Source organism: Bradyrhizobium sp. SZCCHNS1022, from assembly GCF_032484835.1.
Classification (GTDB): Bacteria; Pseudomonadota; Alphaproteobacteria; order Rhizobiales; family Xanthobacteraceae; genus Bradyrhizobium.
This window is the reverse complement of sequence record NZ_JAUETT010000002.1, coordinates 998,718-1,023,637: the sequence shown is the minus strand read 5'-3', so window position 1 is coordinate 1,023,637 and position 24,920 is coordinate 998,718. Positions and strand designations below refer to the sequence as shown.

General features: G+C 63.7%; 25 protein-coding genes. 14 read left to right on the top strand and 11 right to left on the bottom strand.

The annotated features are described in order from the left end of the window. The first annotated feature begins 70 nt into the window (after positions 1-70). On the top strand, positions 71-847 hold the full coding sequence (locus tag QX071_RS18335) for an invasion associated locus B family protein (RefSeq protein WP_315704032.1): 777 nt from the start codon (positions 71-73) through the stop codon (positions 845-847). A gap of 161 nt (positions 848-1,008) precedes the next feature. Here the strand turns inward: QX071_RS18335 and hspQ are convergent, their stop codons facing one another. Then, a complete protein-coding gene (gene hspQ, locus QX071_RS18330) occupies positions 1,009-1,341 on the bottom strand; it encodes a heat shock protein HspQ (protein WP_315704031.1) in 333 nt (110 codons plus the stop codon). Between the two features lie 108 nt (positions 1,342-1,449). Between hspQ and QX071_RS18325 the strand changes: the two genes are divergently transcribed. Further along, positions 1,450-2,403, top strand: a complete 954-nt coding sequence (locus QX071_RS18325) for an AEC family transporter (RefSeq protein ID WP_315704030.1) — start codon at positions 1,450-1,452, stop codon at positions 2,401-2,403. Between the two features lie 21 nt (positions 2,404-2,424). Here QX071_RS18325 and QX071_RS18320 read toward each other — a convergent pair whose 3' ends face one another. Continuing rightward, positions 2,425-3,639 (bottom strand): UbiH/UbiF family hydroxylase, encoded by a 1,215-nt coding sequence (locus tag QX071_RS18320; RefSeq protein WP_315704029.1) that lies wholly within the window; start codon positions 3,637-3,639, stop codon positions 2,425-2,427. A gap of 134 nt (positions 3,640-3,773) precedes the next feature. Between QX071_RS18320 and pcsA the strand changes: the two genes are divergently transcribed. From pcsA to QX071_RS18305, 3 genes are all read left to right on the top strand, one after another. Next, entirely contained in the window at positions 3,774-4,508 is a 735-nt protein-coding gene (pcsA, locus tag QX071_RS18315) for a phosphatidylcholine synthase (RefSeq protein ID WP_315704028.1), read from the top strand. Further along, positions 4,505-5,242 carry a TerC family protein gene (locus tag QX071_RS18310; protein ID WP_315704027.1) on the top strand — a complete coding sequence of 246 codons (738 nt, stop codon included), beginning with the start codon at positions 4,505-4,507 and terminating at the stop codon, positions 5,240-5,242. Before pcsA ends, QX071_RS18310 begins: the two co-directional genes overlap by 4 nt. A gap of 182 nt (positions 5,243-5,424) precedes the next feature. Further along, positions 5,425-6,399: a quinone oxidoreductase gene (locus QX071_RS18305; protein WP_315704026.1), complete on the top strand. Its 975-nt coding sequence runs from the start codon at positions 5,425-5,427 to the stop codon at positions 6,397-6,399. Positions 6,400-6,453: 54 nt separating this feature from the next. Here QX071_RS18305 and QX071_RS18300 read toward each other — a convergent pair whose 3' ends face one another. From QX071_RS18300 to QX071_RS18290, 3 genes are all read right to left on the bottom strand, one after another. Further along, complete coding sequence (locus QX071_RS18300) at positions 6,454-7,140, bottom strand: YkgJ family cysteine cluster protein (protein WP_315704025.1); 687 nt, start codon at positions 7,138-7,140, stop codon at positions 6,454-6,456. Positions 7,141-7,259: 119 nt separating this feature from the next. Further along, a complete protein-coding gene (locus tag QX071_RS18295) occupies positions 7,260-7,727 on the bottom strand; it encodes a hypothetical protein (RefSeq protein WP_315704024.1) in 468 nt (155 codons plus the stop codon). Positions 7,728-7,790: 63 nt separating this feature from the next. Beyond that, complete coding sequence (locus QX071_RS18290; RefSeq protein ID WP_315704023.1) at positions 7,791-8,987, bottom strand: acetylornithine transaminase; 1,197 nt, start codon at positions 8,985-8,987, stop codon at positions 7,791-7,793. Positions 8,988-9,361: 374 nt separating this feature from the next. Between QX071_RS18290 and QX071_RS18285 the strand changes: the two genes are divergently transcribed. Beyond that, positions 9,362-10,495 (top strand): DUF2336 domain-containing protein, encoded by a 1,134-nt coding sequence (locus QX071_RS18285; RefSeq protein WP_315704022.1) that lies wholly within the window; start codon positions 9,362-9,364, stop codon positions 10,493-10,495. 17 nt (positions 10,496-10,512) lie between these two features. Here QX071_RS18285 and rimO read toward each other — a convergent pair whose 3' ends face one another. Next, a complete protein-coding gene (gene rimO, locus QX071_RS18280; RefSeq protein ID WP_315704021.1) occupies positions 10,513-11,838 on the bottom strand; it encodes a 30S ribosomal protein S12 methylthiotransferase RimO in 1,326 nt (441 codons plus the stop codon). Positions 11,839-11,949: 111 nt separating this feature from the next. Here rimO and QX071_RS18275 point away from each other — a divergent pair, with 111 nt between their 5' ends. The 5 genes from QX071_RS18275 to QX071_RS18255 all read left to right on the top strand — a co-directional run bounded on the left by QX071_RS18275 (position 11,950) and on the right by QX071_RS18255 (position 17,721). After that, a complete protein-coding gene (locus tag QX071_RS18275; RefSeq protein ID WP_315704020.1) occupies positions 11,950-12,540 on the top strand; it encodes an ANTAR domain-containing response regulator in 591 nt (196 codons plus the stop codon). Beyond that, positions 12,537-13,691 carry a CmpA/NrtA family ABC transporter substrate-binding protein gene (locus tag QX071_RS18270; protein WP_315704019.1) on the top strand — a complete coding sequence of 385 codons (1,155 nt, stop codon included), beginning with the start codon at positions 12,537-12,539 and terminating at the stop codon, positions 13,689-13,691. The genes QX071_RS18275 and QX071_RS18270 overlap by 4 nt, the downstream gene beginning before the upstream one ends. Before the next feature lie 348 nt (positions 13,692-14,039). After that, complete coding sequence (locus tag QX071_RS18265) at positions 14,040-15,818, top strand: NirA family protein (RefSeq protein ID WP_315704018.1); 1,779 nt, start codon at positions 14,040-14,042, stop codon at positions 15,816-15,818. After that, a complete protein-coding gene (locus tag QX071_RS18260; RefSeq protein WP_315704017.1) occupies positions 15,815-17,419 on the top strand; it encodes a sulfite reductase subunit alpha in 1,605 nt (534 codons plus the stop codon). The genes QX071_RS18265 and QX071_RS18260 overlap by 4 nt, the downstream gene beginning before the upstream one ends. 158 nt (positions 17,420-17,577) lie before the next feature. Then, positions 17,578-17,721, top strand: a complete 144-nt coding sequence (locus QX071_RS18255; protein WP_315704016.1) for a hypothetical protein — start codon at positions 17,578-17,580, stop codon at positions 17,719-17,721. Here the strand turns inward: QX071_RS18255 and QX071_RS18250 are convergent, their stop codons facing one another. Genes QX071_RS18250 through pxpB form a run of 3 tightly spaced genes read right to left on the bottom strand, consistent with a single transcriptional unit; the run spans position 17,722 to position 20,306 of the window. After that, the gene (locus tag QX071_RS18250) at positions 17,722-18,495 is read right to left on the bottom strand and encodes a 5-oxoprolinase subunit PxpA (protein ID WP_315704015.1); all 774 of its coding nucleotides are present in this window, start codon (positions 18,493-18,495) and stop codon (positions 17,722-17,724) included. It abuts the gene before it with no gap. A gap of 45 nt (positions 18,496-18,540) precedes the next feature. Then, entirely contained in the window at positions 18,541-19,578 is a 1,038-nt protein-coding gene (locus QX071_RS18245) for a biotin-dependent carboxyltransferase family protein (protein WP_315704014.1), read from the bottom strand. Continuing rightward, a complete protein-coding gene (pxpB, locus tag QX071_RS18240; RefSeq protein WP_315704013.1) occupies positions 19,575-20,306 on the bottom strand; it encodes a 5-oxoprolinase subunit PxpB in 732 nt (243 codons plus the stop codon). Before pxpB ends, QX071_RS18245 begins: the two co-directional genes overlap by 4 nt. Before the next feature lie 248 nt (positions 20,307-20,554). On the opposite strand from pxpB, the gene QX071_RS18235 reads away from it, so the two are divergent. Further along, positions 20,555-21,253, top strand: a complete 699-nt coding sequence (locus QX071_RS18235) for a ribonuclease activity regulator RraA (protein WP_315704012.1) — start codon at positions 20,555-20,557, stop codon at positions 21,251-21,253. Positions 21,254-21,328: 75 nt separating this feature from the next. Continuing rightward, a complete protein-coding gene (locus QX071_RS18230) occupies positions 21,329-21,736 on the top strand; it encodes a cupin domain-containing protein (RefSeq protein WP_315704011.1) in 408 nt (135 codons plus the stop codon). 67 nt (positions 21,737-21,803) lie between these two features. Here QX071_RS18230 and QX071_RS18225 read toward each other — a convergent pair whose 3' ends face one another. Next, the gene (locus tag QX071_RS18225) at positions 21,804-22,283 is read right to left on the bottom strand and encodes an Lrp/AsnC family transcriptional regulator (RefSeq protein ID WP_315704010.1); all 480 of its coding nucleotides are present in this window, start codon (positions 22,281-22,283) and stop codon (positions 21,804-21,806) included. Positions 22,284-22,427: 144 nt separating this feature from the next. On the opposite strand from QX071_RS18225, the gene QX071_RS18220 reads away from it, so the two are divergent. Next, positions 22,428-23,447 carry a 1-aminocyclopropane-1-carboxylate deaminase gene (locus tag QX071_RS18220; protein ID WP_315704009.1) on the top strand — a complete coding sequence of 340 codons (1,020 nt, stop codon included), beginning with the start codon at positions 22,428-22,430 and terminating at the stop codon, positions 23,445-23,447. A gap of 970 nt (positions 23,448-24,417) precedes the next feature. Here QX071_RS18220 and QX071_RS18215 read toward each other — a convergent pair. Beyond that, positions 24,418-24,819 carry a hypothetical protein gene (locus tag QX071_RS18215; RefSeq protein WP_315704008.1) on the bottom strand — a complete coding sequence of 134 codons (402 nt, stop codon included), beginning with the start codon at positions 24,817-24,819 and terminating at the stop codon, positions 24,418-24,420. Positions 24,820-24,920 lie beyond the last annotated feature (101 nt).

The window sequence follows — 24,920 nt, the reverse complement described above, 5'->3', positions numbered from 1 at the left end:
CCGCGCGAAACGGCTTGGTGTGGCGTCTTTGGCGGTCTCGGGCGCTGCCGTTCAGAAAGGGTTTTCCGCAATGAATTTCCGTGACTTGGCCTCGTCGGTTGGGCCGCGTGGGCGGCTCGTCGCCTTGCTGGCGGCAACCGCGCTGGCTGTTTCCTCTGCCGCGCAAGCCCAGGCCCCTGGCGCGAAGGGGAAGGGCCCGGCCGCGCCTAGAGCACCGGCTGCGCAGGCGCCTGGCGCGCCACCCGCTGCTGGTGCGCCGGCCCAGGCTCCGGGCCAGCAGCCGACGCCCGACCAGCAGATCCAGCTGATCTATGCGCCCTGGACCAAATTCTGTCTCAAGGGGCAGGACGCGAACGCCAAGCAGGTTTGCTTCATCGGCAAGGACGGCCGTATCGAGTCCGGCCAGCCCGTGGTCGCCGCCGTCATCATCGAGCCGGAAGGTGAGCCGAAGAAGATCCTGCGCGTCACCCTGCCGCTTGGCATGCAGCTTCAGCCGGGGACCCGGATCGTCGTCGACAACAACCCGCCGATGCAGAACCCCTACGTGATCTGCTTCCAGAACGGCTGCATGTCCGACTATGAGGCGACGCCCGAGTTCATCGCCAGCATGAAGAAGGGCCAGAATCTGTACGTCCAGGCGATCAACTCCAACGGCGCTGCGCTGACCTTGCCGCTGCCGCTGCAGGAGAAGGATACGGGAAGCAGCTTCGCCAAGGCCTATGACGGCCCGCCAACCGACCCGAAACAGTTCGAAGAGAACCAGAAGAAGCTGCAGGAAGAGCTGCAGAAGCGCGCTGAGGAAGCTCGCAAGAAGCTTGAAGCCGCACCGCCCACAGCCGCGAAATGAGGCAAGCGGAGCGGACCTGACGTTCGTTCCGCACCTGCCACGCCACCGCAGTGGTGGCGTCGGACTGTCGGAGAAGCAAAAAAGGCGCTCGGAAGGGCGCCTTTTTTGTGGGTTCTTTGTTAGTTTGGACTGGTGGCCCGCGCAGGTCGCGGGTGGCCGATTCAGTTCAAGGACGAATTACGCGGACGATAGCCGCCTGACTTGTCCTTGATGAAGAGGTCCGAAAGCTGGGAATGGCGGATCGGCTCGCCGGAGTTGTCGGGCAGCAGGTTCTGCTCCGACACATAGGCGACATATTCGGAGTCCGCGTTCTCCGCCAGCAGATGATAAAACGGCTGATCCTTGTGAGGGCGCACCTCTTCAGGGATCGACAGCCACCACTCCTCGGTGTTGTTGAATTCCGGATCAATGTCGAAGATCACGCCCCGAAACGAGAAAATCCGGTGCCGGACGATCTGGCCGATCTGGAACTTGGCAGTTCGCGCTTTGATCATCCTTTCCGAATAGACCAGGATTGCGGCTGACGCTAGTGCCCCCGGGACCGATTTAATCTAAGAAGGGGAGTCGAGTCCCGCCGCGCAAATACTCATCCCGACGCTTTCATGATCGATATCCTGAACCTGGCGCTGCCGTATTTCGGCGTCGTCTTCATCGGCTTCGCCTGCGGTAAATTGAAACGGCTGCCCGATGCCGGGCTCGCCTGGATGAATTTCTTCCTCCTCTACGTGTCGCTGCCGGCGCTGCTGTTCGGGATCATGGCGCGCACGCCGTTCGCGGAATTGAACAACCCGCCATTTCTGGTCGCCACCACGCTGTCGACCATGCTGGCGTTCGCGTTCGCGCTGGTGGTCGGGCGTGTCGCGGGGCGGCTGTCGTTGCGTGAGGCGACCATGGCGGGGCTTGCCGGTGGTTATGGCAATATCGGCTACATGGGACCGGGCCTGGCCCTCGCAGTGCTCGGCAGCCAGGCCGCCGCGCCGACCGCGCTGATCTTCTGCTGCGACAGCATCTTCCTGTTCTCGATCGTGCCGCTGCTGATCGAGCTGACGGACCGCGATCACCCCTCGCTGCTACACGCATTGCGTGTCGTGCTGCGTCAGATCCTCCTCAACCCGCTGATCATGTCGACCTGCGCCGGCGCGGTCGCCGCCGCGATGCATTTCCAGCCTCCGGTTGCGCTCGATCGCACCTTGCAGTTCCTGCAGAACGCAGCAGCCCCCAGCGCCTTGTTCGTGCTTGGGGTCACTGTGGCGCTCCGGTCCTTCAAGCGCGTGCCGTGGGAGGTGCCTGCCGTGATCACGGTGAAGCTGCTGATCCACCCGCTGCTCTCGTTCGGCCTGATGCTCGCATTCGGTCCGTTCGCCCAGCCCTGGGCGGCGACCGCTGTGTTGATGGCCTCGTTGCCGCCGGCGCTCAATGTGTTCGTGATCGCGCGTCAGAATGAGACCTGGGTCGAGCCGGCCTCGGTTACGGTGCTGATCGGTACATTCGCGTCCGTCGTCACGCTGACCAGCGTGATGTGGCTGATCCAAAGCGGCCGGCTCGTCTTTCCGTGAGACGGTCTGGCGCAGCTAAGACTAACTCGCGCGACGATGGGGGCCGATCGCGTTTGGCCGCCATGAGGGCGCCAGCCCCTCGCGCATCGCAAGCCGACGCAGCGGGCCGATCGAGCCGATCAGATGCATGCCGAACGCGCGCAGCGACTGCATCGGCACGAAATCGCTGAGCAGAGAGCGATTGGCGACATCGATCACGAAGGTGCGGCTCAAGATATCGGCGCGCCGCGCCGCGCCGTAGCGCGTAAGGACCGAGGCTGCACCGGGATCCTCTCCTGCGGCTCTGGCCTTGCTCACGATGGCCGCAATGTCCGTCGCATCGCGCAGACCCAGATTGAGGCCTTGCGCGCCGATCGGCGGCACCACATGGGCGGACTCGCCGACGAGCGCAATGCGCCTGCGGGCATAATGATGGGGGCGCTCGATCGCGAGCGGGAAGAGATAGCGGCCGGGCTCGACCTGGACGCGGCCGAAGATGGCGTGCGACTGCCGTTCGGCTGCGGCCGACAAGGCGTCGTCGTCGAGCGCGAACAGCCGATCGGCCTCTTTCGGCGCGGCGACCCAGACGACACTGCAGCGGTCACCGGGAAGCGGTACGAACACGCACGGTCCGTGAGGCGTGTGGAACTCGGTGGACACGTTGTGATGCGGCCGCGCGTGGCTGATGTTGAAAGTCAGCGCGGCCTGGTTCAGCACCCGCGTGGAGACACCGATGCCGGCCGCATCACGGCACATCGAGTGCCGTCCATCGGCACCGACGACGAGCGGGGCGGATATGACCAGGCCCGACGGGGTTGTGACCTGTACCTCGTCCTCTTGCGGGAACACGCGTTCGGCCTCCTGGTCGATCCGGACCAGGCTGGGCAACTCCGCGGCGCGCTGCTCGAGCGCCTCGACGAGCACGCTGTTGGCGACGTTGTAGCCGAAGACGTCGAGCCCGATTTCGTCCGCGACGAAGCGGACTTCGGGAGCGCGGATCAGGCGGCCGGTGTCATCCACGAGCCGCATCGCCTTCAATCCCGCAGCCCGGTCCTTGCAGAGTTGCCAGACCCCGAGCTCATCGAGAAAGTCGACCGAGCCGCCGAGCAGGGCAGTGGTGCGGTTGTCGGCGTATGGGGCACGCCGGGCGACCAGAGCGGTCGCGGCGCCGCTTTGCGCAAGTGCGATGGCGGCCGCGAGTCCCGCGGGACCGCCACCGACCACGACGACATCGAAAGAGGCGGGTGTATCAGTCATGTTGGGAACATCGACCTTCTCGCGGACTTTTTCAAGCCTACCTAAGCATGACGGTCTATGTAGTAAATACGCGGCGATAGGGCGCAGCGGCCGATGTGCAATTCGTTCCGATTCCTGCTAGCACTGCCGTGGTCATGGATCAGTTGAAACCAGAGGGCGACGCATTGGCAACGCCGGCGCACCGGGCGGCGGCATTTTCAGTTCACGTCTTCACTGCGCTCGGTGCTGGCGTGGCGCTGCTCGCCATGCTCGAGGCCGTCCGCGAACATTGGACGGCAATGTTCTGGTGGCTGGGTGTGGCTCTCGTCATCGACGGTCTCGATGGTCCGATGGCGCGCCGATTGGACGTCATGACAGTGCAGCCATACTGGTCCGGTGACGTGCTCGATCTCGTGGTCGATTTCGTCACTTATGTGTTCGTGCCGGCCTATGCGATCACAGCGAGCGGTTTGCTGCTGCCGCTCGCCGCGCCGCTGCTCGGGGTCGGGGTTGCCGTTACCGGTGCGCTCTACTTTGCCGATCGGCGGATGAAGAGCGACGACAACCATTTTCGGGGCTTCCCCGGCCTTTGGAATATCGCAGCCTTCTATCTCTTCCTGCTGCATCCGCCGGCGGCCCTGGCGAGCCTGGCTGTGGCGGCACTCATCGTGCTGACCTTTGTGCCGTTCCACGTCATCCACCCTGTCCGCGTGGTTCGGCTGCGCTGGCTGACGCTGGCGCTGATGGTGGTCTGGGGAGTGCTCGCGATCGATGTGTTGGCGCGCGACTTCGATGTCGGCCTGCCGGTCGTAGCGCTCCTTTGTGTCATTGGCATTTATGTCGTGGCGAGCGATTCCGCGATCCGTCTCCTGAGATCCCTGAAAGCATGATTGAACTTCTGACCAGCCCCGAGGCATGGGCCGCGCTGCTCACGCTCACCGCGCTCGAAATCGTCCTTGGCATCGACAATGTCATCTTCCTGTCGGTGATCGTTGCGCGCATTCCGCGGCCGCAGGCGAGGCTGGCGCGGCAGATCGGTCTCGCGCTCGCACTGATCTTTCGCATCCTGCTGCTCAGCATGCTGGTCTGGCTGATCGGCTTGACCGAGCCGGTGTTCTCGGTGCGCGGTCTCGGCTTATCCGAGCAGTTCTCTTGGCGCGACCTGATCCTGATCGGCGGCGGCCTGTTCCTGATCGCCAAGGCGACGCATGAGATCCATGCGGAGGTGGAAGCGCAGGATGAGGCCGAGCAGAAGAGCGGCAGCAGCAGGGGATTCCTGTTGGTCGTCCTGCAGATCATCGTCATCGATCTCATCTTCTCGCTGGACTCGATCATCACCGCGATCGGCATGGCCCAGGAGCTCGAGATCATGATCGCGGCGGTCATGATCGCCATGGTCATCATGTATCTCTCGTCGGGACCGGTGGCGCGCTTCGTCGCGGCGCACCCAACCACCAAAATGCTGGCGCTCGCCTTCCTGGTGCTGATCGGCGTCGCCCTGGTGGCAGATGGCTTCAAGTTCCACATCCCGCGCGGGTATATCTACTTCGCGATCGTCTTTGCCGTCGCGGTCGAGTTCTTCAACGTGCTGGCAGGCCGTAACCGCAGGAAGCGCAACGTCTGAGCCGCGGTTGACAAGGGGGCCGTGATCGCCTTGGCTTGCGAGCAGGCAGCCGCGACCCCGTCCTTGGGCTTTGCACGGGGATATCGGCTGATCCTGATATTCTAAGAGAATCAGATATTTGTCACAATCTGTTCGGCCAGCCCCAGAACACGCGGCCGCAAATGCCCGGAGGAGCAGACGCAATGGTCAAGGCGGTGCGCGTACACAAGGTGGGTGGCCCGGACGCCCTCGTCTACGAGCCCGTCGAGATCGGCGCACCGGCCGTCGGCGAAGTACGCATCCGGCAGCACGCGGTCGGCCTCAACTTCATCGACGTCTATTATCGCACCGGCCTCTACAAGGCGCCCGGGCTGCCCTTCGTCATCGGCAACGAGGCCGCCGGTGAGGTGACCGCGGTCGGACCGGGCGTCACCCATTTTCATCCCGGCGATCGCGTTGCCTACTACCACAACCTCGGCGCTTACGCGACCGAGCGCAACATTCCCTGGGAGCGCCTCGTCAAGCTGCCGGATCACATCACCTACGAGCAGGGCGCGGTGCTGATGCTCAAGGGCCTCACGGTCTGGTATCTCCTGCACAAGACCTTCAAGGTTGAACCGCATCACCGCGTGCTGATCCATGCGGCGGCCGGCGGCATCGGCCTGCTCGCCTGCCAATGGGCGCGAGCGCTCGGCGCACATGTGATCGGCACGGTCGGATCGAGGGCGAAGGCCGAGCTCGCACTCGCCAATGGCTGCGACCATGTGATCCTCTACAACGAGGAGGATTTCGTCGCGCGCGTCAAACAGGTCACCCGCAACGAACTCTGCGACGTGGTCTATGACGGCGTCGGCAAGGACACCTTTCCCGGCTCGCTGTCCTGCCTGAAGCCACGCGGACTGTTCGTCAGCTTCGGCAATGCCTCAGGCCCGGTGCCGCCGTTTTCCATCGCCGAGCTCAACAACCACGGCTCGCTGTTTGCGACGCGGCCGAAGCTCAACGATTATATCGGCAAGCGCGCCGAGCTGCTCGAAGGCGCCGATACGCTGTTCGCGGCGGTGATCAGCGGCAAGCTGCATGTCCAGATCAATCACGCCTATGCGCTGAAGGATGCCGCGAAGGCGCATGCCGATCTCGAAAGCCGCGCCACCACGGGCGCCTCGATCCTGAAGCCCTGACGGATACGGTCTGCTCTTGCGGTTCGCCTGCTGGGCCACTCGGGCAGAGGCCAGTCACGCTGTCGCCACCATCGCGATCCCCGCGGGTTCAAGGCTGTCCAATCCGAGCGTCCAGTCCCGCTCGCGCGTCCTGTCGCCGAGCGCGAGGACCAGCCCGTGGTTCAGCTCATAGAGGCCCGCGACCAACCCAGCGCGGCTCAACGCGGACCTGAGCGCATCCTGAATGAGACCGCGCAGCGCGAGGTGTGGCGCCGAGACCGGAACATCGACGTCCCGTCCGGCCATGGCCTGCGCACAAGCGCGCCGATCGAACGAGGCGTGCCCTCGACAGGCCAACGGCCGAACGGGGTGGATGATGCAGGCGCCGCGGACGAGGAACGGACAGGGCTGGCGCCGCGCCATGCGCTCGGCTTCGCTCAAGCCTTGCGTCGCCCGGTTGGCGTGCGTGATCCGACGCGACAAACCGACGGCCGAACCCGACGGGCTGTCGTCAATCTGGCGGACATAGCGCGCGATCAGGAAGATTTCTGCCGCTGTCGCGGTCACCCGGAGTGCGCAGCAGGATGGACAACCTTTGCAGCACGCGAGCGGCGGCAGATGCGCCGTCTGTGTGCCGATATTGGCTTCGAACAGGTCGAACGCCCGGTTGACCAGCGCCTCGACGAGGCTGCTTGAGCCGGACAATGGGGCCAGGATCGAGTCGAAGGCGACCTGCAGCCGGGCAAATGCGGCATCACTCACGGGCGCTCTCCGGCGCATGGTTGACGATGCGTATTGGCTCGTCGACCGCGGCGCCCGGCACGTCGCGGTCGACAGCTTCGGCGGTAGGGACGCTCACCGCCTCGGCAAGATCAATCGGATCAGGCGGCGGTGTCCTTCAGGATCGCCTCGAAGCGGGGACGGGGAATGCGGAAAAAGCCGCGACCGCCGGCGAAGGTCTGGTAATGCGGGCGGGCTTTCTCGAGCAGGAGTTCGTACCACGCATTCGCGGTCAAATGAGCAGGCTTCTCACCGATCGAATTGATTTCAGAGCTGGGGAAGAAGCGGACGTGGATCAGCACCTCCTCATTCACCGGGTTCGGCGCAACGGCCTCGCCGACGGGCGAAACCCGCGCCAGATTGTCTCTTGCCATCTTATCTCCTGTTCCGGCCGACCTCGTTGTCGGCCCGTTGATCTTCCGCTTGCTCCCGGCAAGTGCCGCTTTCCTCGGCAGGCTGGACATTTTCCGTGCAATCGTTATAGTCAAACTGATATAACGATGGTCAGCCATCCGCAGGTGTTCGGCGCGTAAACCATCCACGCGAACGACCGCCGCTGTCTTTGACATAAATCAAACCGCACAGGCTCGCGTCGTTCGACGTGAGCCTGCTTGCGTTTGACGTGAGGAAGGCTACGCGACGAGCCGGGCGGCGCCGGCTTTGGTCAGGATCGCGTCGAGCGTTGCGATCATCTCCGCGATCTCCTCCCGCGTGACGTTCAGCGCCGGCATGAAGCGCAGCGTGTCCGGCTGCGGCGCATTGAGCAGCAGGCCGGCTTCAAACGCCTGGCTCGCGATGGCGCTCGCTATCGGGAGTTTCAGATCAAGCGCCAGCAGAAGACCGCGGCCACGCACCTCGCCGAGCCCATGCCGCGCCGAGAGCCGCTGCAGTTCGGCCTCGAGATGCAGGCCGGTCTCGGCCGCGGACTTCATGAAGCCGGGACTACCGATCTCTTCCATCACCGCGAGCCCTGCCGCGCACATCAACGGATTGCCGTTGAACGTGCCGCCCTGGTCGCCATGCTCGAAGCAGGAGGTCTGCTCGGTCGCGAGCAGGGCGGCCAGCGGCACGCCGCCGCCGATTCCCTTGCCGAGCGTCATGATGTCGGGCGTGATCTCGGCATGCTCATAGGCGAACAGTTTGCCGGTTCGTCCCATGCCGGTCTGGATCTCGTCGACGATCAGGAGCAAGCCGTGCTGCGTGGTCAAGGCACGCAGCTCACGCAGGAACTGATCGGTGGCCGGCCACACGCCGGCTTCGCCCTGGATCGGCTCGAGCATGATCGCGATGGTCCGGTCCGAAATCAGCGCTTCGACGGATGCAATGTCATTCAGGCGAGCCTTTGGAAAACCAGACACCTTGGGTTCGAACAGCGGCTCGAATGCCTTCTTGCCGGACGCCGACATGGTTGCAAGCGTCCGGCCGTGGAAGCCGCCGGCAAAGGTGATGATCTCATAGGCGCCGTTTCTGTGGCGCGTTCCATATTTACGCGCCAGCTTGATGGCGCCTTCATTGGCCTCTGCGCCTGAATTGGCGAAGAACACCTGGTCGAAGCAGGATTGCTCGACCAGCGCCTTCGCAAGCTTGAGGCTGGTGTCGTTGAAATAGGCAGGGCTCGGCGTGATCAGCCGCGTCGCCTGGTCCGCCAGGGCCTTGGCCACCGCCGGCGGGGCATGGCCCAACGCGTTGACGGCCCAGCCCTGGATGAAATCGAGATAGCGTTTGCCGCTGTCGTCCCAAAGACGCGAGCCTTTGCCCTGGACGAATACGATCTTCGGACGCGCGGTGATCTCCATCAGCGCGTCGTAGGGGGATTGGGCAGTCAGCATCGCGGACACTCCTGGGTTGGGATGAGAATTTGGGGGGGGCTGAAAAGCGAGAAGGCCGCTCCTTTGTGGGAGCGGCCTTCTCGAAACCTGAAGCTGATGTGCTGTTAGCTGATCAGCGTCGTGCTCGGACATGGCGCGCCCCGGCGTCGTCACGGCGGTGACGACGGCAAGCGGCGGCGCGGCGGCTGGTCCGAATGGTGATCATGCCGGAGCCATACAGTCGGAGCGCTGACGGTGTCAAGGTATGTTCCGGTTGGCGCCAGCGGCAATGGCGGAAAGCGAGCCGCTCGCGGCCGGGTTGAGGGCAATTTTACGAAACATTTAGGTAAAGACATCTACCTTGATCCGGAACATCGGAGATACAGGCGCTCGGAATGGGCGATGTCGACGCGAGCCGGACGATCGCTGACGAAGTGGAGGCGGCGATAGCTGCAGGCTCCGCCGATCGCTGCTGCGCAATGGCCGGACGGGTTGGCTCGCTGTTCGCGGCCTCCGCCGGCACTTTCGATCTCGAGCAACACGCGCTGTTTGCCGATATCTTCGAGCGGCTCGTCAACACGATCGAATTGCGGGCGCTGGCCGATGCGAGTGCGCGCATCGCTCTCGCTGAACTGAGCGCGCAGTTGGCGCCGGTATCCCAGGCTCCGGTATCGATCATCCGCCGGCTGGCTCATAGCGAGGACATCGCCGTCGCCGGACCCGTGCTGTCCGAATCGCCGCGACTGACCGCTTCCGATCTGACCGAACTCGCAGAGACAAAAGGCGAAAAGCACCTGCTGGCCATTGCGGGCCGCTGGTGGCTGCAGGAGGTCGTGTCCGATGCGCTGCTGGCCCGGCGCTACCCGAGCGTCAGCCATCGGCTGATGAAGAATCCGGGCGCGCGAATATCGGCGGCCGGTTTCGTGGCCATCATCGGGCAGGCCGTCGGAGACCCGGATTTGGCTGTCATCACCGGCATTCGTACCGATCTGCCGCCGGACCTGCGTCTGAAGCTCTTGCGGGGGGCGACGGAGGCGGTGAGGGCGCGCCTGTTGTCGTCAGCACCGCCCCATCTTTATGAGGAAATTCGCGCTGCGATCGCCGCTGCCTTGGCTGGTACAGCCAGGGACATGTCGCGCAGTCGCGACTTCGTCGGCGCCAAACTGACCACGGCGCGGCTGATGAAGGAAGGCAGTCTCAGCGATAGCACCCTGCACGAGTTTGCCATCCAGCGTCGCTACGAGGAGACCATCGCTGCCCTCGCCGAACTGTCGAAGTCGAGCATCGAGGTGGTGCGGCCCTTGATGCAAAGTCTGCGCAGCGACGGCATTCTGATCCCATGCAAGGCGGCAGGCCTACGCTGGGAAACAGTTCACGCGGTCCTTGATAGTCGCTTCATGTCGGGCGCCACCCACCCTGACGAACTCGACAAGCTCAGGGCCAAATACAACGCGCTCACTGCAGAGGAAGCGCACCGGCTGTTGAAGCTCTGGACGGTGCGATTGGACACCCCGCCCAAGAAGCCCTGAGGCGAACGCAGATTGCCTCAGAAGCCGGCCACGGTGCCGTGCAGGTCATATTCGTCCGCGCGCTCGATCTTCGCCGTAACGATCTCGCCGACCCGAAGAGGCCGGCGGCTCGACAGATAGACGGCGCCGTCGATCTCCGGCGCATCCGCCTTGGAGCGGCCCTTGGCCACGGTCGGGCCGACCTCGTCGATGATGACCTGCTGCCGCGTGCCGACCTTGCGCTTGAGCTTGCGCGCGGAGATCTTCTGCTGACGAGCCATCAACGCGTCCCAGCGCTCTTGCTTGATTTCATCTGGGATCTGACCGGGCAGCGCGTTCGAGGTGGCGCCCGCCACCGGCTCGTATTTGAAGCAACCCAGCCGGTCGATCTCGGCCTCATCCAACCAGTCGAGCAGATAATTGAAATCGGCATCGGTCTCGCCGGGGAAGCCGACGATGAAGGTCGAGCGCAGGGTGAGATCCGGACATTGCTCCCGCCAGGCCTTGATGCGGTCCAGCGTCTGATCCTGCGCGGCAGGCCGGCGCATCGCCTTCAGGACGTTCGGGCTGGCGTGCTGGAACGGAATGTCGAGGTACGGTAACACCTTTCCTTCGGCCATCAGCCCGATAACCTCGTCGACGTGAGGGTAGGGGTAGACGTAATGCAGGCGCACCCAAGCACCGAGTTCGCCAAGCTCCCTGGCCAAATCAATGAACTTGGCGCGCACCGCGCGATCCTTCCACTGGCTCTCGGCATATTTCAGGTCGAGCCCGTAGGCGGAGGTATCCTGGGAGATGACCAGAAGCTCCCTGACGCCAGCGTCGACGAGTCGCTCGGCTTCACGCAGCACGTCGGCGGCGGGGCGCGACACCAGGTCGCCGCGGAGCTTCGGAATGATGCAGAAGCTGCAACGGTTGTTGCAGCCTTCCGATATCTTCAAATAGGCGTAGTGCCGCGGGGTCAGCTTGATGCCCTGAGGCGGCACCAGGTCGATGTGCGGATTGTGCACCGGCGGTAGCGCCCGGTGCACGGCTTCGAGCACGCTCTCATATTGCTGCGGCCCGGTGATCGACAACACGCTCGGATACGCCTGTTCGATGGCCTCGGGCTCCGCGCCCATGCAGCCGGTGACGATCACCTTGCCGTTCTCGGCCATCGCGGCGCCAATGGCCGACAGCGATTCCTGCTTGGCGCTGTCGAGAAATCCGCAGGTATTGACGATGACGACATCGGCGCCGTCATGCTTGCGGGCGAGTTCATAACCCTCGGCGCGCAGCCGAGTGATGATGCGCTCGGAATCCACCAAAGCCTTGGGGCATCCGAGCGAGACAAAGCTGATCTTGGGCGCTGCGGCCTGCTGCATCCTGAAACTGCCTGATTGATATCGGTCAGCTAGTCCCAATTGCCCATAAAGACAAGACTTTAAGCCGCCCCAGACCATGATATGGATGACAGCCCGGAGACCCGTCCAGCGATGACCGCCGAGCAATCGCCTAAAATCGTCATTGTCGATGAGAGCCCAATCCGCGCCGCGATCCTGGAAGAGGGGCTGCGCGAGGCCGGCTTCACCGGCGTGGTCCATATCAGCGAGATGCAGGGGTTGCTGGCGCGGATCTACGCGCTCGATCCGGATGTCATCGTGATCGACCTGGAAAATCCCAGCCGCGATGTGCTCGAACAGATGTTCCAGGTCAGCCGCGCGGTGCGGCGGCCGATCGCGATGTTCGTCGATCAGAGCGATGCGGCCTCGATCCAGGCCTCGGTCGAGGCCGGCGTGTCGGCCTATATCGTCGATGGCCTGAAGAAGGAGCGGATCAAGCCGATCCTCGACCTCTGCATCTCCCGCTTCAACGCCTTCGCCAAGCTGCAGGACGAGCTGGAGCGGACCAAATCCGCCCTCGAAGACCGCAAGGTGATCGACCGCGCCAAGGGAATCCTGATGAAGATGAAGGGCTTCACCGAGGAAGAGGCCTACGTCCTTTTGCGCTCCACCGCGATGCGCGAGAAGAAGAAGATCGGCGAGATCGCCCAGTCGATCCTGACCGCATCGGAGATGCTGAAATGAGCGCGCCCCTTCGGATCGGTTTCATTCCCCTGGTCGACGCTGCCGCGCTGATCGTGGCCGTCGACAAGGGTTTTACGGCGGCCGAGGGGCTCGAGGTCACCCTGATCCGCGAGGTCTCCTGGTCGAACGTTCGCGACAAGCTCAATATCGGCCTGTTCGACGCGGCGCATTTGCTGGCGCCCGTTGCGATCGCGTCCAGCCTAGGCATCGGCCATGTCAAGGTTCCGATATCAGCGCCCTTCAATCTCGGGGTCAACGGCAACGCGATTACGGTCACACCGGCGCTGCATGCCGATCTGATGGCTCATCTCGATGGCGATCGCTTCGATCCGATGGCGACCGCGCTCGCGCTCGCACGAGTCGTTGCCAAGCGCCGTAAGAAGGGCGCGGAACCCCTGACCTTCGGGATGACCTTCCCGTTCTCGACCCACAACTACCAGCTCCGCTTCTGGATGGCCGCCGGCGGCGTCGATCCGGACGAGGACGTGCGGCTGGTTGTCCTGCCGCCGCCCTACATGGTCGACAGCATCAAGAGCGGGCACGTCGACGGCTTCTGCGTCGGTGCGCCCTGGAATTCGATCGCGGTCGACCTCGGCATCGGCTACATCCTGCATTTCGTCTCCGACATCCTGGTGCGGGCCGTCGAGAAGGTGTTGGCGCTGAGGCAGAGCTGGGCAGAGAAGAATCCGGACACGGTCGCCGCTCTCATTCGTGCCTGCTCGCGTGCGGCGGATTTCATCGAGCACAATCATGCCGAGGCCGCGCATATCCTGTCGCAACCGGAAAGGATCGGGGTCGGCGCAGACGTCGTCCAGCGCACCCTCGATGGGCGATTGAAGATCGCGCCCGATGGTGTCTTGCGCGAACACGCGCGCTATCTCCTGGTCGGACGGGAGGGCGCGGGACGCCCCGATCCGGTGCAGGCCGCTTGGCTCTATGCGCAGATGGTGCGGTGGGGACAAACCCCATTGAGCCCGGATGCGTTGAAAACTGCGATGGCGGTCTTCAGGCCCGACATTTACGACCACGCACTCGGCGCGCCAGCCGCAGCCGAGGCAGCTCCCATCGGCGCCTTTGCCGGGCCGCCCTTTGCCGCTGACGATGTTCCGGGTCACCTGAAGGCGTTCAAGATCGGCCGCTGGACGGCTTGAGCGAGCGGCCGCACGGAAACGAGGCACTAGCCGGTATCAGGCTAATTTTTGGGCTCATTGCCCAATTGCAGTGAGCCGACCGTAGCAATCGGCATGAAGTGATTCCATCAGGCGATTGATTTATCACGCCCTTTTTTACATTTGGCGCTGGCACGCAATTTGAATGCTGCATTGCAGTCAGCCGCCGCAGATGCCGCTGACAGCAATCCGTGTTGGATTTCCGCAGCAACGAAGCTGGTCGGACCAAGCCAGGATCTACTCGGCCCGTGTCGAGTCGATCGAGGCGGGGTCAGTTCCCCAAATCCTTTGATGCCACCTGATGTGGCAGCTGGAGCTTCGTCGCAGACCATGAAAATCGAGACGCTTTCAGTCGACTTCACCGACGAACAGAAGCGCTATCTGGAAGGGCTGGCTGCAGGCCTCAAGGTCAGCCAGGCTGGACGCGCGCTCGGCGGCAGTGCCGCGTCCGCCGAGCCGAGCGGACCTGACGCCATCCATCTCAAGGCGCAGGACGGGGTGATCGCTGCCGGCAGAAAGCTCGCTGACCAGGAGAGGTTCAAGCGCGAGCTGCATCCGTTCGACGCTTATGAGCGGCTCAAGGAGCAGGCACGCAACAACGCCGCGCCGTCAGCGGCCGATAATTTCCGCTGGCGCTACTACGGACTTTTCCATGTCGCGCCGGCGCAGGATTCCTACATGTGCCGGCTGCGCATCCCGAACGGGATCATGAAACACTGGCAATTGTCCGGGCTTGCCGATCTCGCCGAGCAGCTCTGCGGACCGTATAGCCACGTCACGACCCGCGCCAATCTGCAGCTGCGCGAGATTCTGCCCAAGCATGCGGTGGCGTTGCTCGAGGGCATCCAGGAGCTCGGCCTGTGCTCACGGGGCTCAGGGGCCGACAACATCCGTAACGTGACCGGCACGCCGACGGCCGGCATCGACCCGCACGAGCTCCTGGACACGCGCCCTTACGCGCGCGAGTGGCACTATCACATCCTCAATGATCGCTCGCTCTACGGCCTGCCGCGCAAGTTCAATGTCGCGTTCGACGGTGCAGGCAAGATCGCGGCGCTCGAAGATACCAACGACATCGCCTTTTCTGCAGTCGAAGTGGAGGATGGATTCGGTGCCGAGGCCGGAATTTGGTTCAAGCTCGGCATTGGCGGCATCACTGGCCACAAGGATTTCGCCAGGTCCACCGGCATCGTCGTCAAGCCGGAGGAGACGACTGCAGTGGCCGATGCCATCGTCCGTGTTTTCATCGAGACCGGCGATCGCACCAATCGACTGAAGGCGCGGCTCAAATATGTGCTCGACGGTATGGGTGTCGACAAGTTCATGGAGGCCGTCGAGCAGAAACTCGGCCGCAAATTCGCGCGCGTGCCGGAAGAGGCGCTGCTGCGACGCCCCGAAGCCGATCGCATGGCCCATATCGGCGTGCACAAGCAGAAGCAGGAAGGGCTGAACTGGATCGGCGTGGTCCTGCCGGTCGGCAAGCTCACCTGCGCGCAAATGCGTGGGCTCGCCAAGATCGCCCAGGATCTTGGCGACGGCGAACTCCGGCTCACCGTCTGGCAAAACCTGTTGATTTCGGGCGTGCGCGACGAGAACATTGCGCTGGCAAGCGCTGCGATCGAGCAGATCGGGCTCTCCGTGAAGGCGTCGCAGATCCGCGCCGGCCTGATCGCCTGCACCGGCAATGCCGGCTGCAAATTCGCCGCCTCCAACACTAAGCGCCATGCCGCGGAAATCGGCGACTGGTGCGAGAGCCGGGTGGCGATCGACACGCCGCTCAACATCCATCTGACCGGTTGCCATCACTCCTGTGCCCAGCACTACATCAGCGACATCGGCCTGATCGCAGCCAAGGTCCCGCTCGGCGAGAGCGACGAGACCGTGGAGGGCTATCATCTGTTTGCCGGAGGAGGCTTCGGGCCACAGGCCGAGATTGGTCAGGAGGTCTATCGCGACATCAAGGCTGATGATGCGCCGCGCACGGTCGAAAAGTTGCTGAAGGCCTATATCACCCACCGCGTCTCTCCCGACGAAACCTTTCTTGCCTTTGCCCGCCGGCATGACGGCGAGAGCCTGCGCAAGCTCGCCGAAGCTGAGGTGTCCGCATGAACCAGATCACCCCTCCCTCCAAGATCGAGATCATCCCCTCTAGCGCGCCGTTCTCGGATGCGCAGCGCGCCTGGTTGAACGGCTTTCTCGCCGGTGCCCTTGGGCTCGACGGCTCCGTACCGCTGTCACCGGCACAGAACGTCGCTTTATTGGCTCCCTCGGGCGAGGCCGATGATGGCGAGGAGTCATGGCACGATCAGACCTTGCCGATCGCCGAGCGCATGAAGCTCGCCGACGGTCGCCCCCTCCGCCGGCGGATGATGGCAGCGATGGCGCAGCAGGATTGCGGCCAGTGCGGCTACAATTGCCGCGACTATTCCGAGGCGATCGCCTCTCGCAGCGAAGCACGTCTTAATCTCTGCGTCCCCGGCGGCAAGGAGACCGCGCGGATGTTGAAGACGCTCCACGCGGAGCTGGATCAGGCGGCCGCCGGTCCTAGGCCGAAAGAGCAAGTCACTCCGGCTGCTGTCTCCGTTGTCGTCAGCGAGGCCGGCCGTTCGCGTGACAATCCGATCGAGGCGACGTTCCTATCGCGCCGGCTTCTCAACAAGCCCGGTTCGGAAAAGGAAACGTGGCACATCGAATTCGATCTGTCGGAAGCGGGCCTCGACTACGTCGTCGGCGATTCCTTCGGTATCTTCGCCAAGAACGATCTCGGCCTGGTCGATCAGATCATCGCGCTGCTCGGCGCCTCCCACACCACCGAGGTGAAGGGCAAGACGTTGCGGCAATGCCTGCTCGAAGACGTCTCGTTAGCGCCTGCACCCGACACGCTGTTCGAGCTGATTTCCTTCATCACCGGCGGCGCTACGCGGGAGAAGGCGCGACGTCTGGCGCAAGGCGAGAATCCGGACGGCGATGCCGCGACGCTCGACGTCATGGCAGCACTGCAGAAGTTCTCCGGCGTGCGGCCGCACCCTGAAGCCTTCGTCGAAGCCCTCGAGCCGTTGCAGCCGCGCCTCTATTCGATTTCATCCTCCCACAATGCAACACCCGGAAAACTGTCGCTCACCGTCGACTGCGTCCGCTACGTCGTCGGCAAGCGGAAACGGCTCGGGCTCGCTTCGACCTTCCTGGCCGAGCGCATTACCCCCGGCGACAAGCTGAAGGTCTATGTGCAGAAGGCCCATGGCTTCGCTTTGCCGGCAGACCAGAAGACGCCGATCATCATGATCGGGCCGGGCACCGGCATTGCGCCGTTCCGTGCATTCCTGCTCGACCGCAAGGCGACCGGCGCGCCGGGGAAGAACTGGCTATTCTTCGGCCACCAGCGCTCGGATTGCGACTTCTTCTACGCCGACGAGCTCAACGCGATGAAGACGTCCGGGCTGCTGACGCGGCTGTCGCTGGCCTGGTCGCGCGACGGCGAGAAGAAGTTCTACGTGCAGGACCGGATGCGCGAGGTCGGCCGCGAGGTCTGGAACTGGCTCGCCGAGGGTGCGCATCTTTACGTTTGCGGCGATGCCAAACGCATGGCCAAGGATGTCGAGCGCGCGCTGGTCGATATCGTCGCCCAGTTCGGCGCGCGTTCGACGGATGAGGCTGTGGCTTTTGTCACGGAGCTCAAGAAGAAGGGCCGGTTCCAGCTCGACGTCTACTGAGGGCTGGCGGCGAAGGGAATTTCCGTTTGGGGAGCCAGGCGAGAATTTTTTCACAGGCTCGGAACCTTGGGCAGGGGGATCATCGTTATTTTGCCGGTTGTCTTGCGACCGGCCGCGAGAGCGCTTTTGTCATGGCCGGAACCCTCAGGAGGCCGGCCATGCGGACGTCAGAGCCCTCGCGTCAGATGCAAACCCGCCCGCTCGACCGGGTCGGCGCGGCGTGGCCGATCGTGGCGTTCTTCAGCGCCTTTGCGCTGATCGCGGCGATCGCTTTCGGCACCACCTCGGTCCATCCGTTCTGATCACCGCGCCGTCTTGAACGGCGCCACCTTGATCCCGGCAGCGTCCAGGGCTTTGCGCACCTCGCGGGCGATCTCAACGGCTCCTGCGGTGTCGCCGTGGATGCAGACGGTGTCGGTGCGCATCTTGATGACCTTGCCGGTGACGGAAACCACGGCCCCATCCTGCACCATCCGTACCACGCGATCCGCAATCACCTTCGCATCGTGCAGCACCGCGCCTGGCTTGCTCCGCGACACCAAGAGGCCGTCATCGCCATAGGCGCGGTCGGCGAACACCTCATGCACCATCGGCAGGTTGGCCTTTTCACCGGCCTGCACCAGCTTGGAATTGGCAAGAACGACGAAGATCAGGTTCGGATCGACCGCCTTGATCGCGCTGGCGATCGCGTTCGCGGTCATGTCGTCCTCGCAGGCGACGTTGGAGAGGGCGCCGTGCGCCTTGACATGCGTGACCTTGTAGCCCGCCGCGGTCGCGATCGCCTGCAGCGCGCCGATCTGATAGGCGACCAGGTTCTCGATCTCCGACGATTTCAGGCCCGGCACGGGACGGCGGCCGAAGCCGTGCAGATCGCGATAGCCGGGATGCGCGCCGACGCTGACGCCGCGGGCCTTCGCCATCTCGACCGTCTTGCGCATGATGTCGGCGTCGCCGGCATGGAAGCCGCAGGCCACGTTGACCGAAGTCGCAAGCTCGATCATGGCGGCGTCATTGCCCATTTCCCAGGGGCCGAAGCTTTCGCCGAGATCGCAGTTCAGATCGATGGTGCTGGTCATGGGAATATCCGCTCGTTGAATGTTCGAAGCAGGGACTCGTTCGGGCTAGTCGGGCTTCACCGCAAGCCAGGTCGCGGCGTCGGTGGCGCTGACGGCGTGTCCTGCGACATTAGCCGTGAACAGTGCATCGCAGTTCAGTGTCGTATCCGCGATATCGCTGACGTGATCGGGCAGCCTGCGGAGCAAATCCTTGAATTGCCGCGCCGCCGCCTGCGCCTCGGCCATGGTCACGGCGCGGAAGCGGAAGGCGGTGCCTGCCGGCGTCTGGGCCAGCCGGCCGTAATCGGCGGTGATGATGGTTGCGATCTTGGGATAGCCGCCGCTGGTGCCGCGGTCCGACATCAGGACGATCGGCGCGCCGCTGCCGGTCACCTGGATGCTGCCATCCACCGTGCCGTCGGACACGATGTTATGTCCGTGCATGTGGCGGATCGCCGGACCTTCGAGACGATAGCCCATGCGGTCGCTGGTGGCCGAAATCCTCCATTCGCTGTCGAGGAACAGCGCCTTCATCTCGTCGGTGAACTCATCGTCCTGCGGCCCGAGCACGACGCGGATCGGACCGGAAACAGGCTTGGGCAGTTCGATCCGGCGCTCGGTGGCGCCGTTGGGCGTCTTGGCGTCCAAGACATCGCCGGTGTGTAACGGCCGCGGATAGGGACTGCCGAGCCCGGCGCGGGCATTAACCGAAAGACTGCCGAACACAGCCTCGCCGGTGATGCCGCCTTCGATCGCGAGATAACTGAACGACGCCCCGCGGGCGAACCCCAGCGTCAAGGTCTCGCCCTCGGCCAGCGTCATCGACGTGTTGATCTCGACCGGCCGCTTGGCGATGTCGGCGGGGCGCGGCGCACCGGCGAGGCTCACGCGCACGGCGCCATCCTTGGCGGTAAAGGCCGCGCCGAACGGGCCGATTTCGATCGCGGCCGCCAGCGGTGCGTTGCCGACCAGCGCGTTCGCGGCGGCCAGCGACAGCTTGTCCATCGCGCCCGACGGCGTGAGGCCATAGCGTTGCGCGCCGAAGCGGCCGCCGTCCTGGACCGAACTGGCCGGACCGATGCTGGAGACGACCAGCGTGCTCATGCCGCAACTCGCTCAGCGATGATTTCGCCGGCCTCGGCGGCGCGCTCCTGCTCGGCGAACATCTTGGTGTCGATGGCGTAGAACGTCACCTCGTCGCCCGGCTCGAGCAGAAAGGTCGGGTCGCGATGCAACTGATAGGTCCTGACCGGCGTGCGTCCGAGCAGGTGCCAGCCGCTGGGACCCGCGAGGCACTGGATGCCGGTCTGGATGCCGCCGATCGCGATCGTGCCTGCGGGCGTCAACAGGCGCGGGCTTTCGCGCCGCGACATGTGCAGGAACTTGTCGAGTCCCGAAAGATAAGACCAGCCCGGGGTGAAGCCGATCATCGCGACACGGTAACGGCCGGCCGCATGGCGCGCTACGATGTCGTCCGGCGTGGTCTTCAGCGCCTTGGCGACATCCTCCAGATCGATTCCGTTCTCACCGCCGTAGCAGACCGGAATGCGCCAGCGTCGCGTCTGGCTGTCGAGCGGGAGCGGTCCGGTCGCGAGGGCCATCAGCTGTGCACCGAGCGTGTCGTAGTCGACAGCGGCGGGATCATAATGCACCAGCAGCGAGCGATAGGTTGGCACCGTCTCCGTGATGCCGGTAATCGGCGCGGCCGCCAGCGCTCGGTCGAGCGCCAGCACCTTGCGGTTGGCCGTGTCGTCGATGGTGCGGCTGAACTCGACGGTGATGGCGGCATCGCCACTGGGCAGCAGGCGAGGGGGTGGAAGCGTGTCGGCCATGGCCTCTGGAACATCAACGTTCGATCGATCCTGCTGTAGCGTCTTTTGGGTGTGAGCGGAATTGGCCTCGCGAGAAAATCTGCCGTCAATTCAATAAATTAATCCGATGTCACGCGATAAATCGGCATTATCAATCTCCCTGCATGACACCATCCGTTGAACGCGTAGCCGCAGCCCTTGACGCTGACGCCGCGCCTCGCAAGATGCGCGCTTCCTTTCATCTCTCCCATTGGAGCCGAAGTCCGAAGATGTCCCTGACCCCCGACGCGATCGCCATCCTTTCCAACGTCACCACCGCGACCATTACGACGGTCCTGCTCAAGAAGGGATTGCGAAACGTCTGGATGCGCGGCGCGCGTCCGCTGCGGCCCGGCCAGAAGCGGCTGGTCGGCTCTGCCTTCACCCTGCGTTTCGTCCCGGCACGCGAGGATCTTGCCACGCCGGAATCCTGGGCCTCGCCGATCTCGACCCGCGCCGCGATCGAAGCGATGCCTGAGGGCTGCATCGCCGTCGTCGATGCGATGGGCACCAAGGACGCCGGCATCTTCGGTGACATCCTGTGCGCGCGCATGGCCAAGCGCGGCGTCAGCGCGCTGATCACCGACGGCGTCGTGCGCGACGTCGAAGGCGTGCTCGGCACCGGCCTGCCGGTGTGGTGCGATGGTTATGCGGCCCCGCCTTCGGTGGCCGGCCTCACCTTCGTCGGTTGGGGCGAGCCGATCGGCTGCGGCGGCGTCGCGGTGTTTCCGAACGACGTCGTGGTCGCCGACCAGGACGGCGCCGTGCTGATCCCGCAGGCGATGCTCGACCACGTGCTGGCCGAGGGTCCGGAGCAGGAGCGCATGGAGGCCTGGATCGTCGACGAGGTGAACAAGGGCGCGGTGCTGCCCGGCCTTTATCCGATGAATGCGGAAACCAAGGCGCGCTACGCGGCGTCGAAGAAGTAGTTCGTTTTCGGCGCAAGGCCGGCGCTTCGTCTGTGCCGGCCTTCGCGACTGCAGGTGAATCAAAGGAGACAGAACATGGTGGACGTTTATCTCGCGGGCTCGCGCCCGACGCGCCGCGCTGCGGCCGAAAGCTTTACGGGTACGGTCTGGCAGGACCCGATCATCACGCCGCAGGCACCGGCGCGCGTCGCCTCTGCGCGCGTCGCCTTCGAGCCGGGTGCACGCACCGCGTGGCACACCCATCCGCTCGGCCAGACGCTCTATGTGATTCAGGGCGTCGGGCGGGTGCAGGCCAAGGGCGGCCCGGTCCGCGAGATCAAGGCCGGCGACGTGGTGTGGATCCCGCCGGGCGAGAAGCACTGGCACGGCGCCGCGCCCGGCACCGGCATGGTGCATGTGGCGATGCATGAATCGCTCGATGGCGTTCACGTCACCTGGATGGAGCACGTCACCGACGAGGAATATGCGACGCCCGTCGGCTAGGGCTTTCGCATCGATCGAAACGCGAGGGCGCGGCGGATGACCGCGCCCCGCATTGTCATCGCCTCGATCAGAAGTCCAACGGGGCATTGTCCACCACCTCCTTCATCACGAAGAAGGTGCGGGTCTGGCGCACGCCGGGCAGCGAGATCAGCTGATCGCCGTGCAGCCGGTTGAAATCGTGGATGTCGCGGACGCGAATCTTCAGGAAGAAGTCGAAGTCGCCGGCGACCAGGTGGCAGTCGAGCACGAATTTCAGCTTCTTGATCGCGGCCTCGAAGGTGCGGAAGCTTTCCGGCGTCGAGCGGTCGAGCACGACACCGACCAGCACCAGCGCGCTGCGCTCGACCTTCTCCGGCGCCACCTCGGCGCGCACGCTCTTGATGTAGCCATCTTCGAACAGCCGCTGCGTTCGCCGATGGCAGGTCGCCGGACTGACATTCACCGCCTCGGCCAGATCGGCGTTGGTCATGCGGCCGTCCCGCTGCAGCAGATGCAGGATCTTGCGGTCGATCCGGTCGAGGGATTCTGGAACGGAAGGTTCTTTCATTTTAAGTCATCCATGACGGATTAAATTTCGCATACACGCTCAAGTCCGTACGAAAGCATAGGTTTTGCGAGCAAGAAAGAGAGCACCTTTCTGCACTTTGAAACTATCTTTCCAGCCGATTTCCCTCCAGCAGCGAGATGCCAGGTGCTTCGGCTCGACAAGTTCAAGAAATATCCGCTTACCTTCGGACCCACGCCGATCGAGCATTTGCCGCGGCTGACGGAGGCCCTCGGCGGCAAGGTCCAGATCTACGCCAAGCGCGACGATTGCAATTCGGGGCTCGCGTTCGGCGGCAACAAGCTGCGCAAGCTCGAATACATCGTGCCCGACGCCATCGAGTCGAACGCCGACACGTTGGTCTCGATCGGTGGCGTGCAGTCGAACCACACCCGCATGGTGGCGGCGACTGCCGCCAAGATCGGCATGAAATGCGTGGTGGTGCAGGAGAGCTGGGTGCCGCATGAGGACGCGGTCTACGACCGCGTCGGCAACATCCTCTTGACCCGCCTGATGGGCGCCGACAGCCGCATCGTGCCCGACGGTTTCGACATCGGCATCCGCAAGAGCTGGGAAGAGGCGATCCAGTCGGTGAAAGACGCCGGCGGCAAGCCCTATGGCATTCCGGCCGGCGCGTCCGTGCACAAATATGGCGGCCTCGGCTATGTCGGCTTCGCCGAGGAGGTGAGGGCGCAGGAAGCCGAGCTCGGCTTCAAGTTCGACTACGTCATCGTCTGCGTGGTGACCGGCTCGACCCAGGGCGGCATGATCGTCGGCTTTGCTGCGGATGGCCGCGCCGATCGCGTGATCGGCATCGATGCCTCCGGCACGCCCGCCCAAACCCGCGCCCAGGTCCGCGAGATCGTCGACAACACGGCCGAGCTGGTCGAGCTCGGGCGCAAGGTGCGCGACGACGAGATCGTGATCCTCGAGGACTATGCCTATCCGGCCTATGGCGTGCCGAGCGCCGAGACCAACGAGGCCATCCGGCTTGCCGCGCGCACCGAAGCGATGATCACCGACCCCGTCTACGAAGGCAAATCGATGCAGGGCCTGATCGACCTCGTCAAGAAAGGCTACTTCCCCGAAGGCTCCAAGGTGCTCTACGCCCATCTCGGCGGCGCGCCGGCGCTGAACGGCTACAGCTACACGTATCGGAACGGGTGAGCTCATTAGGTCCTCCGTCGTCGCCCGGCTTGACCGGGCGACGCAGTCGGGCGATTGACGCTCAAGCGTCGCAGCACCTCACTGTCGTCCCGGCGAACGCCGGGACACATAGCCACCGGCCTTGCCGTTCTTGCGACTGCTGACAAGACCCGACGTACCTCAAACTGGGATCTGTGAGTATGGGTCCCGGCTCAGGGGCCGGGACGACTCCGAGTATGTCGACCGAGTCGATCCACACATGGCCTCACCTTCTCGCGGCGCTATTCGCGTCCGAGTGATGCATCATCGTGACCCTCTGCAATCAAGAGGGCGCAGGGAATGCCGGGCGCTGGCCTCGCCCATGGCCCGCCTGCAACAAAGAAAGCAGGCGGCAGTCACCACAGGTTCAGCCGAACATCCGGCATTCCCTGCGCGATGGGCTTACGCCTTATACGTGATCTCCGCGGGGACCGGCTTGATTGCCCCCGTCAGTCGCAGGCCTCATCGAGCCCGTGACCTTAGCGCCAGCACCGGGGCGCCCGGACCACACGATTTCGCCGTCCGCATCATCCGCCGTTCGTCTCACGGCGCGACGCGGCCATCGCTTCCCCACCTCACGTGTCGTGACGATCGGCCGAAACGCCCCTCTTGCCGAGGTGGGATGGCTGCAGTCAATCACGAATTCTGAAAAACAGAAACAAGAATATTTTCAGCAACAGGACTGGACAAGGTGCTTCGCCTTGAAAATGCTCGCGAACATCGTGTTTAGGCGCAGGACGTTTGGCTCGGTGGTGGATTGGCACTGATCGCTGCGTGGAGAGCTCTCGGCGATCGATCGCGGGCATCATTGGACGTCGTGGTCACCTGGACGTACGTTCGCTCTGGGCCAATTACGTACCTCTCATCAGAGTCCGGGAATGCCCGTTAAGGGCGAATTGCGGGCATGACAGGACAGTCCGATCAAATCGACCCAGAGCAGCCATTTCCAGTTTTAAGATCGCGCACCAGATTTCAGCTGCCGCCACCGCTTTAGCCTACGGAAAAATTGACCGTAGTTGCCACGCGCCGCAGCTTCAAAGTTGTAACCATCATCAATCGCACGCCGAAGAACATTCCTGTGAACATCGTCGTTCAGCTCCATCAACTGCTTGGCTCCCTCTCCGTCATACATGTATCCCGCAGATTCAGGCGCTCTCGCTGCTGAAAGGTCGAGTTCAAGTTCTTGCCCGTTTCGATATCCTCTTGGAAGTCGACGTATATCGAAAACGCCATCCCCATCTTCAACTTGTTTGTTCGGGATGAGCGCGTACCAGCTACTGTATTCTCTACTGCCTTTTTTTGCCCGGTATAGCGTTACGTTCTTGTAAACCAAGAACTTCTTTTGTCTCGCCATATCCCCATCGTCCCATCAACAAACAGGCGCAGAGAGCTTCTTTAGCAGTTGGCTCAGTGCAGACCAACCAGTGAATGTTGGTGAGATCACTGATACAGCTA

Excerpts from the sequence above, each read along its gene's own strand:
- QX071_RS18335 (WP_315704032.1), top strand. The coding sequence starts at position 71 with ATGAATTTCCGTGACTTGGCCTCGTCGGTTGGGCCGCGTGGGCGGCTC.
- hspQ (WP_315704031.1), bottom strand. The coding sequence starts at position 1,341 with ATGATCAAAGCGCGAACTGCCAAGTTCCAGATCGGCCAGATCGTCCGG.
- QX071_RS18325 (WP_315704030.1), top strand. The coding sequence starts at position 1,450 with ATGATCGATATCCTGAACCTGGCGCTGCCGTATTTCGGCGTCGTCTTC.
- QX071_RS18320 (WP_315704029.1), bottom strand. The coding sequence starts at position 3,639 with ATGACTGATACACCCGCCTCTTTCGATGTCGTCGTGGTCGGTGGCGGT.
- pcsA (WP_315704028.1), top strand. The coding sequence starts at position 3,774 with ATGGATCAGTTGAAACCAGAGGGCGACGCATTGGCAACGCCGGCGCAC.
- QX071_RS18310 (WP_315704027.1), top strand. The coding sequence starts at position 4,505 with ATGATTGAACTTCTGACCAGCCCCGAGGCATGGGCCGCGCTGCTCACG.
- QX071_RS18305 (WP_315704026.1), top strand. The coding sequence starts at position 5,425 with ATGGTCAAGGCGGTGCGCGTACACAAGGTGGGTGGCCCGGACGCCCTC.
- QX071_RS18295 (WP_315704024.1), bottom strand. The coding sequence starts at position 7,727 with ATGTCAAAGACAGCGGCGGTCGTTCGCGTGGATGGTTTACGCGCCGAA.
- QX071_RS18290 (WP_315704023.1), bottom strand. The coding sequence starts at position 8,987 with ATGCTGACTGCCCAATCCCCCTACGACGCGCTGATGGAGATCACCGCG.
- QX071_RS18285 (WP_315704022.1), top strand. The coding sequence starts at position 9,362 with ATGGGCGATGTCGACGCGAGCCGGACGATCGCTGACGAAGTGGAGGCG.
- rimO (WP_315704021.1), bottom strand. The coding sequence starts at position 11,838 with ATGCAGCAGGCCGCAGCGCCCAAGATCAGCTTTGTCTCGCTCGGATGC.
- QX071_RS18275 (WP_315704020.1), top strand. The coding sequence starts at position 11,950 with ATGACCGCCGAGCAATCGCCTAAAATCGTCATTGTCGATGAGAGCCCA.
- QX071_RS18270 (WP_315704019.1), top strand. The coding sequence starts at position 12,537 with ATGAGCGCGCCCCTTCGGATCGGTTTCATTCCCCTGGTCGACGCTGCC.
- QX071_RS18265 (WP_315704018.1), top strand. The coding sequence starts at position 14,040 with ATGAAAATCGAGACGCTTTCAGTCGACTTCACCGACGAACAGAAGCGC.
- QX071_RS18260 (WP_315704017.1), top strand. The coding sequence starts at position 15,815 with ATGAACCAGATCACCCCTCCCTCCAAGATCGAGATCATCCCCTCTAGC.
- QX071_RS18255 (WP_315704016.1), top strand. The coding sequence starts at position 17,578 with ATGCGGACGTCAGAGCCCTCGCGTCAGATGCAAACCCGCCCGCTCGAC.
- QX071_RS18250 (WP_315704015.1), bottom strand. The coding sequence starts at position 18,495 with ATGACCAGCACCATCGATCTGAACTGCGATCTCGGCGAAAGCTTCGGC.
- QX071_RS18245 (WP_315704014.1), bottom strand. The coding sequence starts at position 19,578 with ATGAGCACGCTGGTCGTCTCCAGCATCGGTCCGGCCAGTTCGGTCCAG.
- pxpB (WP_315704013.1), bottom strand. The coding sequence starts at position 20,306 with ATGGCCGACACGCTTCCACCCCCTCGCCTGCTGCCCAGTGGCGATGCC.
- QX071_RS18235 (WP_315704012.1), top strand. The coding sequence starts at position 20,555 with ATGTCCCTGACCCCCGACGCGATCGCCATCCTTTCCAACGTCACCACC.
- QX071_RS18230 (WP_315704011.1), top strand. The coding sequence starts at position 21,329 with ATGGTGGACGTTTATCTCGCGGGCTCGCGCCCGACGCGCCGCGCTGCG.
- QX071_RS18225 (WP_315704010.1), bottom strand. The coding sequence starts at position 22,283 with ATGAAAGAACCTTCCGTTCCAGAATCCCTCGACCGGATCGACCGCAAG.
- QX071_RS18215 (WP_315704008.1), bottom strand. The coding sequence starts at position 24,819 with ATGGCGAGACAAAAGAAGTTCTTGGTTTACAAGAACGTAACGCTATAC.